The organism is Arenimonas malthae CC-JY-1 (assembly GCF_000747075.1).
GTDB lineage: Bacteria > Pseudomonadota > Gammaproteobacteria > Xanthomonadales > Xanthomonadaceae > Arenimonas > Arenimonas malthae.
Genome location: NZ_AVCH01000158.1, coordinates 17932 through 29828 on the forward strand (window position 1 = coordinate 17932; position 11897 = coordinate 29828).

At 72.5% G+C, this 11897-nt stretch carries 13 protein-coding genes; 10 read left to right on the forward strand and 3 right to left on the reverse strand.

Features of this window, described 5'->3' with window-relative positions; all coding sequences use genetic code 11:
• Positions 1–123 precede the first annotated feature (123 nt).
• The gene (locus tag N790_RS08195; RefSeq protein WP_043803065.1) at positions 124–918 is read left to right on the forward strand and encodes a M48 family metallopeptidase; all 795 of its coding nucleotides are present in this window, start codon (positions 124–126) and stop codon (positions 916–918) included.
• Positions 919–941: 23 nt separating this feature from the next.
• Positions 942–1358, forward strand: a complete 417-nt coding sequence (locus N790_RS08200) for a CopD family protein (protein ID WP_043803066.1) — start codon at positions 942–944, stop codon at positions 1356–1358.
• 3 nt (positions 1359–1361) lie between these two features.
• On the opposite strand, the gene N790_RS08205 is transcribed toward N790_RS08200, so the two are convergent.
• The gene (locus tag N790_RS08205; RefSeq protein ID WP_043803068.1) at positions 1362–2435 is read right to left on the reverse strand and encodes a calcium/sodium antiporter; all 1074 of its coding nucleotides are present in this window, start codon (positions 2433–2435) and stop codon (positions 1362–1364) included.
• A 119-nt stretch (positions 2436–2554) separates the two neighbouring features.
• On the opposite strand from N790_RS08205, the gene N790_RS08210 reads away from it, so the two are divergent.
• A complete protein-coding gene (locus N790_RS08210; RefSeq protein WP_043803071.1) occupies positions 2555–3826 on the forward strand; it encodes a dicarboxylate/amino acid:cation symporter in 1272 nt (423 codons plus the stop codon).
• Positions 3826–4695, forward strand: a complete 870-nt coding sequence (gene yddG, locus N790_RS08215; protein ID WP_043803072.1) for an aromatic amino acid exporter YddG — start codon at positions 3826–3828, stop codon at positions 4693–4695. The genes N790_RS08210 and yddG overlap by 1 nt, the downstream gene beginning before the upstream one ends.
• Before the next feature lie 83 nt (positions 4696–4778).
• Here yddG and N790_RS08220 read toward each other — a convergent pair whose 3' ends face one another.
• Complete coding sequence (locus tag N790_RS08220) at positions 4779–6107, reverse strand: DEAD/DEAH box helicase (RefSeq protein ID WP_052385803.1); 1329 nt, start codon at positions 6105–6107, stop codon at positions 4779–4781.
• A 293-nt stretch (positions 6108–6400) separates the two neighbouring features.
• Here N790_RS08220 and N790_RS08225 point away from each other — a divergent pair, with 293 nt between their 5' ends.
• Both N790_RS08225 and N790_RS08230 read left to right on the forward strand, forming a co-directional pair.
• A complete protein-coding gene (locus tag N790_RS08225; RefSeq protein ID WP_052385804.1) occupies positions 6401–6961 on the forward strand; it encodes a YkvA family protein in 561 nt (186 codons plus the stop codon).
• The gene (locus N790_RS08230) at positions 6958–7341 is read left to right on the forward strand and encodes a YbaN family protein (RefSeq protein WP_052385805.1); all 384 of its coding nucleotides are present in this window, start codon (positions 6958–6960) and stop codon (positions 7339–7341) included. The genes N790_RS08225 and N790_RS08230 overlap by 4 nt, the downstream gene beginning before the upstream one ends.
• Here N790_RS08230 and N790_RS08235 read toward each other — a convergent pair.
• A complete protein-coding gene (locus N790_RS08235) occupies positions 7338–7913 on the reverse strand; it encodes a C40 family peptidase (protein ID WP_043803078.1) in 576 nt (191 codons plus the stop codon). The genes N790_RS08230 and N790_RS08235 overlap by 4 nt on opposite strands.
• A gap of 38 nt (positions 7914–7951) precedes the next feature.
• On the opposite strand from N790_RS08235, the gene N790_RS08240 reads away from it, so the two are divergent.
• Genes N790_RS08240 through hutG form a run of 4 tightly spaced genes read left to right on the forward strand, consistent with a single transcriptional unit; the run spans position 7952 to position 11802 of the window.
• Entirely contained in the window at positions 7952–8431 is a 480-nt protein-coding gene (locus N790_RS08240; RefSeq protein ID WP_043803079.1) for an FKBP-type peptidyl-prolyl cis-trans isomerase, read from the forward strand.
• A 39-nt stretch (positions 8432–8470) separates the two neighbouring features.
• The gene (locus N790_RS08245) at positions 8471–9721 is read left to right on the forward strand and encodes a DUF418 domain-containing protein (protein ID WP_043803080.1); all 1251 of its coding nucleotides are present in this window, start codon (positions 8471–8473) and stop codon (positions 9719–9721) included.
• A 38-nt stretch (positions 9722–9759) separates the two neighbouring features.
• The gene (locus N790_RS08250; RefSeq protein WP_043803083.1) at positions 9760–11013 is read left to right on the forward strand and encodes an NAD(P)/FAD-dependent oxidoreductase; all 1254 of its coding nucleotides are present in this window, start codon (positions 9760–9762) and stop codon (positions 11011–11013) included.
• A 9-nt stretch (positions 11014–11022) separates the two neighbouring features.
• Positions 11023–11802 carry an N-formylglutamate deformylase gene (hutG, locus tag N790_RS08255; protein WP_043803084.1) on the forward strand — a complete coding sequence of 260 codons (780 nt, stop codon included), beginning with the start codon at positions 11023–11025 and terminating at the stop codon, positions 11800–11802.
• Positions 11803–11897: the final 95 nt, after the last annotated feature.

Sequence of the window (11897 nt, forward strand, 5' to 3'; positions counted from 1 at the left end):
CGGACACGAAGGAGACGCCGCGATTGTACCGCAGAACGGCCGCAAGCGCCTGAACCCGAACGGTATTGCGGCCCCGGCCCGATGCCGGAATCATGGGGGCCCCGCGAGCCGAGGAGAACGACGATGCGCGCCATCCGCACGAGCCTCACGACCGCCCTGGCCGGCCTGCTGCTGGCCGCCTGCGCCACCGCCCCGTCCGGGCGCTCCCAGCTGATCCTGGTGAGTGACGGCGACATGGACAAGCTGGGCGCCAGCGCCTTCGACCAGATCAAGGCGGGCGGCAAGCTGGCCAACGACCCCGCGAAGACGCGCTACGTGCGCTGCGTCGCCGACGCCCTGGTGGCGGTGCTGCCCGAATCCGCCCGGCGCCAGGCCTGGGAGGTGGTGCTGATCGCCGACGACACGCCCAACGCCTTCGCGCTGCCCGGCGGCAAGGTCGGCGTGCACACCGGGCTGCTCAAGGTCGCCACCGACCAGGACCAGCTGGCCGCGGTGGTCGGCCACGAGCTGGGCCACGTCATCTCGCGCCACGCCGCCGAGCGCGTTTCGCAGCAGTTCGCCGCCGACACCGCGCTGCGCGTGCTCGATTCGGCCACCGGCGGCGAGCGCCGCCAGCTGCTGGGCCTGCTCGGCGTGGGCGCCCAGGCCGGCGTGCTGCTGCCGTTCTCGCGCAAGCACGAAAGCGAGGCCGACGTGCTCGGCCAGCGCTACATGGCCCAGGCCGGCTTCCGGCCCGAGGCCGCCGCCACGCTGTGGGAGAACATGATCCGCGCCTCCGGCGGTGGCCGCGCACCCACCTGGTTGTCCACCCATCCCGACCCGCAGCAGCGCATCGCGTCGCTGCGTGCCGCGGCGCCGGGGCTCAAGCCCGCCTACGACCAGGCCCGCGCCGCGGGCCGCAAGCCCAACTGCCGCTGACGCGGCCCCGAAAAGGACTTCCCATGTACCTCTGGACCAAGCTCTTCCACGTGCTGTTCGTGATTTCCTGGATGGCGACCGTGTTCTACCTGCCGCGCATCCTGGTGAACCTGGCCGAGGCGGGCGCCGAGCCGGCCGTGCGCGACCGGCTGGCGCTGATGGGCCGGCGCCTGTACCGCTTCGGCCACGTGATGTTCGGGTTCGCCCTGCTGCTGGGCCTGACCCTGTGGCTGCACTTCGACCGCAGCGGCGGCTGGGTGCACGCCAAGCTCACCCTGGTGGCGCTGATGCTGGCGCACTTCATTTTCACCGGGCGCTGGATCAAGCGCGCGGGCAGCAGCGCGTCGCTGCCGTCGCCGACGGCGCTGCGCTGGTTCAACGAAGTGCCGCTGCTGCTGGCGATCCCGGTGCTTTGGCTGGTTTACTTCAAGCCGTTCTGAAGTTCAGGCAAGGCGCCTGGCGCGCAATTCGCGCCAGGCGACCACGGCCAGCGTGAGCACGGTAAGCGGGATCACCACCGTGCGCATCACCAGAGAGAATTCGTCCAGCGCGTCGTGTTCCTGGGCGTAGAGCACCAGGTAGGCGGTGTAGAAGACGTAGTAGGCCAGGAACAGCGCGCCTTCCCAGCGCGCCACCAGGTGGCCGGTGAACAGCACCGGCAGGCAGGCCACCGACACCGCCACCATCACCGGCAGGTCGAAGGCCAGCAGCGGGCCGGGCACCGACAGCCCGCCCTTCGCCACCACGGCGCTGAAGCCCAGCACGCACACCAGGTTGAAGATGCAGCTGCCGAGCACGTTGCCGACGGCGATCTCGCGCTCGCCGCGCAGCGCGGCGATGACCGAGGTGGCCACTTCCGGCAGCGAGGTGCCGGCGGCCACGATGGTCAGGCCGATCACCAGCGGGCTCACGCCCAGCATCGTGGCGAACACCGTGGCGGCCTCGACCAGCCAGCGCGAGCCGACCACCAGCATCGCCAGGCCCACCACGATCAGCACCAGTTGCACCGGCAGCCGCGAGAGCCAGCGCGACGGCGGCTCGGTCACCAGCGTGTCGGCCACCTCGGCCGGCGCCGCCCGCGTGCCCTGGCGGTACAGCAGCACCGTGTAGGCCACCAGCAGCGCGACCAGCAGCAGGCCTTCGGCGCGCGAGAGCCGCAGGTCGAAGGCCATCCACGCCACCAGCAGGGACAGGCCCACCAGGATCGGCACTTCCTGCCGCACCAGCTGGCGGTCCACCACCAGCGGCGCCAGCAGGGCCGAGATGCCCAGGATGAAGAGCACGTTGAAGATGTTGCTGCCCACCACGTTGCCCAGGGCCAGGTCGGTGTGGCCGTCGAGCGCGGCCTTCACCGAAATGGCCAGTTCGGGCGCGCTGGTGCCGAAGGCCACCACGGTCAGGCCGACCACCAGCGGGGCGATGCCCAGGCGCAGGGAGAGGCGGGAGGCGCCTCGGACGAGCACGTCGGCGCCGACGATCAGCAGGGCCAGGCCGGCCAGGAACAGGATCAGGGTCATGGGGTCTCCGGGGCAGGCCGGCATTATCACGCAACGGTGTGTTTCCGCCGGTGACGAAGGGCGTGACCGGTGGGGCCGGGGCGGCTATCGTCGGCCTTCGTTCCTCCCCGAGTACCCCCATGGCCCTGGTGTCCGCCTGGTTCCGCATCCCGTTCTGGCAGCGCGTGCTGGCCGGCTTCGCGCTGGGCGCACTGGCCGGCTGGGCCCTGGGCGGGGCCGCGGCCACCTGGTTCCAGCCGCTGGGCACGCTCTACGTCACCCTGATCAAGATGATCGCGACGCCGCTGGTGTTCTTCGCGGTCATCAATGCCGTCTCCGGCCTGGCCGGGCAGCGTTCCATCGCGGCGCTGGGCGGGCGCACCTTCCTGTGGTTCGCCATCACCGCGGCGCTGGCGGTGGGCGTGGGCCTGGGCGTGGGCCTGCTGCTCAAGCCCGGCGAGGGCGTGGGCGAACTGGCCATGGCCGTCGACTACCAGGTGCGCGAAGTGCCCGGCCCGGTGCAGGTGCTGCTGGACGTGGTGCCGGCCAACCCGTTCGCGGCGCTGGCCGAGGGCCGCATCCTGCAGGTCATCTTCTTCGCCGGCCTGCTGGGCTTCGCGCTGGTGAAGCTGGGCGAGAAGACCGCGAAGCTGCGCGCGCTGGCCGCCGAAGCCAGCGACACGATGATCCAGGTCACGCGCTTCGTGCTCGAGTTCACGCCGCTGGGCACCTTCGGCCTGATCGCGGCGCTGGTGGGCACCTACGGCTTCGAGCGGCTGCTGCCGCTGGGCGGCTTCGTGGCGGCGATCTTCCTGGCCTGCGCGCTGCACATCGTCCTCGTCTACGGCGGCCTGCTGCTGGCGCACGGGCTGAACCCGCTGAAGTTCTTCCGCGGCGCGGCGCCGGCGATGCAGGTGGCCTTCGCCACGGCCTCCAGCTTCGGCGCGCTGCCGGTGTCGCTGCGCGCGGCCGTGCACAACCTGGGCGTGCGGCAGGAATACGCCGCGTTCGCAGTGCCCCTGGGCGCCAGCATCAAGATGGACGGCTGCGGCGCCATCTACCCGGCGCTCACCTCGCTGTTCGTCGCCCAGTACTTCGGCATCGAGCTCAGCGCCGCGCAGTACTTCGTGATCCTGCTGGCCTCGGTGCTGGGCAGCTTCGGCACCGCGGGCGTGCCCGGCACCGCGGTGGTGATGGCCACGGTGGTGCTCAGCGCCGCCGGCCTGCCGCTGGAGGGCCTGGGCTACCTGCTGGCGATCGACCGCGTGCTCGACATGATGCGCACCATGACCAACGTCACCGGCCAGGTGCTGGTGCCCGTGCTGGTGGCGAAGGAAAGCGGCCTGCTCGACCAGGCGGTGTACGACGCCGCGCCGAGCAACGTGGGCCTGGAGGCCGGGGACCCGCGCTGATGACCTCGCGCTCGCGCGCCACCGCGGCGGGTTTCGCCGCCGTGCTGCTGTGGTCCTCGCTGGCGGTGCTGACCACCGCCACCGGCGGCATCCCGCCTTTCCAGCTGCTGGCGCTGGGCTTCGGCGTGGCCGGCTTGGCCGGCGTGGCCGTGCTGCTGCGGCCGGGCGGGCCCGGGCTGGCGGCGCTGCGGCAACCGGCGGCGGCGGGAGCGCTGTGCATCGGCGCGTTGTTTGGCTACCACGCGCTGTTCTTCCTGGCGCTCAAGCGCGCGCCGGTGGTGGAAGCGAACCTGCTCAACTACCTGTGGCCGCTGCTGATCGTGGTGTTCGCCGCGCTGCTGGGCGGGACGCGGGTGCGCGCGGGGCAGTGGCTGGGCACCCTGCTGGGCCTGGCTGCGGCGGCGCTGCTGGTGCTGCGCGGCGGCCGCCTCGACCTGTCGCCGGCGCACCTCGCGGGTTACCTCGCTGCCATCGGCGCGGCGGTGATCTGGGCGCTCTACTCGGTGCTCAACCGCCGGTTCGAGGCCGTGCCCAGCAGCGCCATGGCCGGCGCCTGCCTGGCGGTGGGCCTGCTGGGCGGCGGCGCGCACCTGGCGTTTGAAACCACGGTGGCGCCGACGGCGCTGCAGTGGCTGGCCATCCTTGCGCTCGGTTTGGGGCCTACGGGTATCGCCTTCTGGCTCTGGGACATCGGCACCAAGCGCGGCGACATCGCCCTGCTCGGCACGCTTTCCTACGCGGCGCCGCTGCTGTCCACCGGGCTGCTGCTGGCTTTCGGCCGGGCCCAGCCGCACTGGACCCAGGCGGTGGCGGTGGCGCTGCTGCTGCTCGGGGCCTGGCTGAGCGTGCGCGGTTCGCGGGCGGCCTGAGCGGCGGCGCCGGGACAGCGGCGCGACCTAAAAAAAGGCCGCCCCGGAGGGCGGCCTTCTTGTTTTGCATTGGCAGGCGGGCGTCAGCGCGCGACGGCGCCTTCGCGACGACGCTCGCCGCCGCGGCCGCCGGTGCCCTTCGGGCCGGCATGCGCGTGGCGCTCGCCGCCACCGGCGTGCGGGCGACGACCCTGGCGCGGGTCGCCGTCGCGGCGCGGCGGGCGGTTGCCCGCCGGGCGGCCGTTGGAGGCGTTGTCGTTGCCCATGCGGATGCCGCGGCTGGGCACGAAGCCTTCGACCTCGACCAGGGCGATGTCGGCCTTGAGCAGGCGCTGGATGGCGCGCAGCAGGCCGCCTTCGTCGGTGCCCACCAGCGACACGGCTTCGCCGCTGGCGCCGGCGCGGCCGGTGCGGCCGATGCGGTGCACGTAGTCCTCGGCCACCATCGGCAGGTCGAAGTTGATCACCAGCGGCAGCAGCGGGATGTCGAGGCCGCGGGCGGCGACGTCGGTGGCCACGAGCACGCGGGCCTGGCCCGACTTGAAGTCGCGCAGGGCCTTCAGGCGCTGGCCCTGGCTCTTGTTGCCGTGGATGGCGACGGCGTTGATGCCGGCCTTTTCGATCTGCTCGGCCAGGCGGTTGCAGCCGTGCTTGGTGCGGCCGAACACCAGGATCTGGTCCTGGTAGCGCTTGCTCAGGATTTCGATCAGCAGGTCCTTCTTGCGCGAGGCGTCCACCGGGTGCACCACGTGGGTGACGCTGGTGGCCACGGCGTTGCGCACGGTCACCTGGACCTCGCGCGGGTCGCGCAGGAATTCCATCGCCAGCTTCTTGATGGCGTCCTCGAAGGTGGCCGAGAACAGCATGGTCTGGCGCTGCGGCGGCACCTTGGCGAGCACGCGCTTGATGGCGGGCAGGAAGCCCATGTCGAGCATGCGGTCGGCTTCGTCGAGCACCAGCACCTCGACCGCGGACAGGTCGGCGGTGCGCTGCTGCAGGTGGTCGATCAGGCGGCCCGGGCAGGCCACCAGCACGTCCACGCCGCGGCGCAGGGCGTCGACCTGGGGCTGCATGCCGGCGCCGCCGTAGACGGTGGCGGTGCTCAGGCGCAGGTGCTTGCCGTAGGCGCGCAGGCTGTCGCTGACCTGCACGGCCAGTTCGCGGGTGGGCACCAGCACCAGCGCGCGCGGCTTGCGCGGGCCGCGCTGCGGGCCGGCCTGGGCCAGGCGGTGCAGCAGGGGCAGGGCGAAGGCGGCGGTCTTGCCGGTGCCGGTCTGGGCGCCGCCCATCAGGTCATGGCCGGCCAGGGCCAGCGGAATGGCTTCGGCCTGGATCGGGGTGGAGGTGGTGTAGCCGACGTCCGACAGCGCGCGGACGAGCTCGGGCGCGAGCCCGAGGGTTTCGAAAGACATGGTTGTGCTCCGTTGTGTAACCCGGAGCGTTCCCTGAAACCGCGCTGCGAGTAGTGCTTCTGTTTTGACGCCAGGGCCGGATGGGCCTGGCGGGTTTGCGCAGCGAAAGGCGTGCGGAGTGGGGCCTGGCGCAGGACGGGAGCGGGGCTCGGGGCCTGGCGGCGGGGCATACCGGGGGAAAACGGTCAGCCGGTGCAGCAAACGCCGTGCACTCTACGCGAAACCCGCCCCCGCGGCCAGCCGGCGCGAAGGCGGCGTGAATATCGTGTTCAGGCTGGCGTACGATGGCGGCCATGCGCATCACCTTCGAACTCGAGCCCAGCGACATCGAGCGCTTCCACGAGGCCCTGGAGCGGGCCGACCGGCGCGTGGCCAGCGCCGACGAGTGCGACATCGTGGCCGCCGCCCGCCATGGCCTGGAGACCCTGCCCATCGACTGCGCGCCGGGCTACATCCGCCGCCGCATGCAGGAAGTGGCGCGGCTGGTGGACATGCTCGAGGACGAGGCCTGGGCCCTGCCGCAGGTCGAGCGCGGCGAGGTGCTGAAGCTGCTGGCCTACTTCAGCGACCCCGAGGACCTGATTCCCGACGACGTGGCCGTGATCGGCCTGCTCGACGACGCCATCATGCTCGAGCTGCTGCTGCGCCGGATCCGCCACGTGGTGGCGGCCTATGCCGACTTCTGCGCCGCGCGCCGCGCCCAGGCCGAGGCCGCCGGCGGCGACGAACGCATCGCCAATGCCCGCGACCTGGCCCGCGCCCGCGAACGCCTGCACGCCCGGATGCGCCGGCGCCGCGTGCGCGAGGCCGTGATCGCCGCGGCGGCCAAGGCCGAGGCCGCGCCCGCAGGATGAGCCCGCTGGTCCACGTCCGCCGCTGGATGTGGCTGCTGCTGGCCTATGCCGCGCTGGCGCTGGGCATCGTCGGCATCTTCGTGCCGGGCCTGCCCACCACGCCCTTCGTGCTGCTGTCGGCGTTCGCGGCTGCGCGCGGTTCGCGGCACCTGCACGACTGGCTGCTGGCGCACCGCGTGTATGGCCCGATGATCCGCGACTGGCAGGCCACCGGTTCGGTCAACCGGCGCGCCAAGCAGTGGGCCATCGGCACCATGGCCGCCAGCAGCCTGCTGATGTTCGCCACCGCGCCGAAATGGTGGATGGCCGCCGTCGGCACCGCGATCATGGCGGTGGTGGGTACCTGGCTGTGGCTGCGGCCGGAGCCGCCCGCGCCCTAGTCGAGCACGCGGCGGGCGCCGGCGTAGTGCCGGCCCCAGTAGGGCCCGTCGAGGCGGTCCAGGCGCACGGTGCCGCCGGTGCTGGGCGCGTGCACGAAGCGACCCTCGCCGACGTAGATGCCCACGTGGAAGATCGCGCCGCGCTGCCCGAACAGCACCAGGTCGCCCGGCGCCAGGCGGTCGCGCGGCGGCGTGCGGGCCTCGACCTTCGCGATCTCGCGGGTGGTGCGCGGCAGGTAGACCTTCGCCGCGTCCAGGAACACGTAACCCACCAGGCCGCTGCAGTCGAAGCCGCCGTCGGGCGTGTTGCCGCCCCAGCGGTAGGGCGTGCCGACCAGGCCGAGCGCGCGCATCAGCACGTCGTTGGCGCGCAGCGGGTCGTCGGGCGCCACGTCCACCACCTGCACCGCGCGCGGCGCCGCGGCCGTGGCGGCGGGGCGTTCGGGGCTGGAGGAACAGGCGGCCAGCAGCGCCAGCAGCAGGGGAAGGACGGCCCTGGCCCGGGGAACTGGCGCCGGGCGGGGGTGGCCGGGATAATGCGCGCTCGCTGTCACGGGCCGAGTGTGCCCCATCCCGCCGGTCGCGTCACCGGCCCCTCCACGGAATCCCCATGAAGATCGAGAAGAACCACGTCGTCCGCTTCCACTACACCGTCTCCGAGCCGGGCCAGCCGGCCATCGAGACCTCGAAGGACCGCGAGCCGCTGGCCATCCTGGTCGGCCACGGCAACATCATCCCGGGCCTCGAGGCCGCGCTGCTGGACAAGTCCGAGGGCGACAGCTTCGAAGTGACCGTCGGCCCGGAAGAGGCCTACGGCGAGCGCCGCGAGGGCTTCGTGCAGCGCGTGCCCAAGAAGCACATCCGCGAGACCCGCCTCAAGCCCGGCCAGCAGGTCATCATCAACACCTCCATGGGCCCGCGCGCGGTCACCGTGGTGAAGGTGGGCGCCACCGTGGTGGACGTGGACCTGAACCACCCGATGGCCGGCAAGACCCTGCAGTTCCAGGTGGACGTGGTGGGCGTGCGCGCGGCCGAGCCGGTCGAGATCGAGCACGGCCACGTGCACGGCGATGGCGGCGTGCAGCACTGAATTAGGTAAAGTGGCGCCGGGGCGGGGAGGCCCCGAGCCATGAACGAACAGGTTTCGCTGGCGCCGGTCACCGGCGCCGACCGCATCCAGGCCCTGGACGTCGTCCGTGGCTTCGCCCTGCTGGGCATCCTGCTGATGAACATCGAGGGCATGGCGGGGCCGCTGATGGCCTCGATGACCGGCCTCGACCCGCAGCTCGCCGGCGCCGACCGCTGGGTGGACGGCGCCATCTACCTGCTGGTGCAGGGCAAGTTCTACCCCCTGTTCTCGATGCTGTTCGGCATGGGCTTCGCCGTCATGCTGATGCGCGCCGAGGCGGCGGAGCGGCCGTTCTTCGCCCTTTACCTGCGCCGGGTGCTGGCGCTGCTGGGCATCGGCCTGGCGCATGCGCTGCTGGTGTGGTCGGGCGACATCCTGGTCACCTACGCGCTGATGGGCTTCGTGCTGCTGCTGTTCTTCCGGCGCACGCCGCAGTCGCGGCTGCCCAAGTGGGGCATCGCGCTGATGCTGGTGCCGGTCGTGCTGACGCTGTCGCTCGGGCTGCTGGGCAGCGCCATGCAGGCCATGCCGGAAGCCTCCCGCGCCGGTTTCGACCAGGCCATGGCGCAGCAGGCGGTGCAGATGGCGGCGGAAGTGGACGCGCAGCGCCAGGCCTACGGCAGCGGCACCTACGCCGAGGCCACCGTGCAGCGGCTGCACGACTTCACCAGCATGATCGGCTTCATCCTGATCTACGGCGCCTTCATCCTGGGCCTGTTCCTGGTGGGCGCCTGGTTCGCGCGCAGCGGCGCCATCGCGCGCCCCGGCGAATTCGCGCGCCTGCACTGGCGGCTGCGCTGGGTGGCGCTGCCGGTGGGCCTGGCCATGGTGCTGGCCTCGTTCTGGCTCGAGCCGACCCTGGATTTCGGGCGCCTGGACCTGCGCGCGTCCACGGCCCAGGTGCTGCAGATGCTGGGCGGCGCGGTGATGGCCCTGGGTTACCTGGGCTGGGTGGTCCGCGGGCTGGAATGCCCCGCCACCGCCGGTGGCCTGAACCTGCTGGCGCCGGCCGGGCGCATGGCGCTCAGCAACTACCTGCTGCAGTCGCTGGTGATGACCGGGATCTTCTTCGGCTACGGCCTGGGTTACTTCGACCAGTTGCCGCGCGCCTGGCAGCCGCTGCTGGTGCTGGCCTTCTTCGGCCTGCAGGTGGCGCTGAGCCACTGGTGGATGGCGCGCTTCCGCTTCGGCCCGGCCGAATGGCTGTGGCGCGCGGCCACCTACGGCCAGCGGCCGCCGATTCGGCGCTGAGCCACGCCGCCGGCGCGGCCGCCGGGTAGAATCGCGCCATGAGCCAAGATGCGGATGTGCTGGTCCTCGGCGGCGGCGTGATCGGCCTGGCCTGCGCCCATTACCTGCTGGCCGAAGGACGCTCGGTGCGCGTGCTCGAAGCCGGGCGCGTCGGCGCCGCCACGTCCTGGGGCAACTGCGGCACGCTCACGCCCAGCCACGCCGCGCCGCTGGCGGCGCCCGGCATGGTGGGGCAGGCGCTGCGCTGGATGCTCAGCCCCTCGGCGCCGCTGTACGTGAAGCCGCGCTGGGACCCGGCGCTGATGCGCTGGCTGGCGAAGGTGGCCGGCCGCTGCAACCGCCGCGACTGGCGCGAAAGCGGCCTGGCCAAGGGCGCGCTGCTGAAGTATTCGCGGGCGCTGGTCGAAGACCTCGTCTACGGCCACGACCTGGACTGCGGCTTCGAAGCCGGCGGCCTGCACTACGTCTTCCGCAGCGAACGCGCGCTGGAAAAACAGCGCCGCGACCTGCCGCTGCTCGAGGAGCTGGGCATTCCCGCCCGCGTGCTCGACGCCGCCGCGCTGGCCGCCGACGAACCGGCGCTGCGGCCGGGCATGGCCGGCTCGGTGTTTTTCCCGGGCGACGCGCAGCTGCGCCCCGACCGCTACACCGCCGAACTGGCGCGCATCGTGCGCGCCGGGGGCGGCGTGATCGAGGAGGGCGTGCGTGTCACCGGCCTCGAGCGCGGCCGCAACGGCATCGAGGCGGTGCAGACCAGCGAGGGCCGCCGCACCGGCGCGCGCGTGGTGATGGCGCTGGGCGCGTGGTCGACGGAGTTCGCCCAGATGCTGCGGCTGCAGATCCCGATCCAGCCGGGCAAGGGCTACTCGATCACCTACGACCGGCCGGCCGCGCCGCCGCGCCGGCCGCTGGTGCTCAAGGAGCGCAGCGTCTGCGTCACCACCTGGGGCGACGGCTACCGGCTGGGCAGCACCATGGAATTCAGCGGCTACGACGACAGCCTCAACCGCGCGCGGCTCGACGCGCTCGAACGCGGCGCCGGCGAGTACCTGCTCGAACCCGTGGGCCCCGCCAAGCGCGAGGAGTGGTGCGGCTGGCGCCCCATGACCTGGGACGACCTGCCGCTGCTGGGCCGCGCGCCCGGCTTCAACAACCTGTTCCTGGCCACTGGCCACGGCATGATGGGCATGGGCATGAGCGCCGGCACCGGCCGCCTGCTGGCCGACCTGGTCACCGGCCGCGCCACGGCGATCGACCCGGCGCCGTACGCGCCGGCCCGCTTCGCCGGCTAGACTCGGGCCATGGACGACGTCTACACGCTGCACCGCGGCACGCTGCCGCTGCTCATCAGCCTGCCGCACGACGGCATCGCGCTGCCCGAGGAGATCGCCGCGCGCGTCACCGACGCCGCCCGCGGCGTGCCCGACACCGACTGGTTCGTCAGCCGCCTCTACGACTTCGCGCGCGGCCTGGGCGCCTCGGTGCTGGTGCCGCAGTATTCGCGCTACGTGGTGGACCTCAACCGGCCGCCCGACGACGTGTCGCTCTATCCCGGCCAGAACACCACCGGCCTCTGCCCGGCGGTGCGCTTCAGCGGCGACCCGGTCTATGTCGAGGGCCAGGCCCCTGGTCCGGACGAAGTGGCCGCGCGCGTGCAGCGTTACTGGCGGCCCTACCACGACGCGCTGGCTGGCGAACTGGCGCGGCTGAAGCAGGCGCACGGCCGCGCCCTGCTGTGGGAAGGGCACTCGATCCGCAGCGTGGTGCCTTTCCTGTTCGAGGGGCGGCTTCCCGACCTCAACCTGGGCACCGCCGGCGGCGCCAGTTGTTCACCCGCCACGCAGGCGCGGCTGGAGGCGGTGCTGGCGGGGCAGGGCGACTACACGCACGTGTGCAACGGCCGCTTCAAGGGCGGCTACATCACGCGCCATTACGGCCGGCCTTCGGAGGGCGTGGAAGCGATCCAGCTCGAGCTGGCGCAGTCCACCTACATGGACGAAGCGACCGGACGCTACGACCGCGAGCGCGCCGGCAAGCTGCAGGGATTGCTGGGAGCGCTGCTGCGCGCGGCGCTGGGCTGATCGGCGGGAAGCAGCGCCGGGTGCCTGAGCACGGCGGTGCTGCCGGCCGGCGCGTCGCACGGGGCGGCGGTCGCCGGCTCCGGGACCGGGCGCAC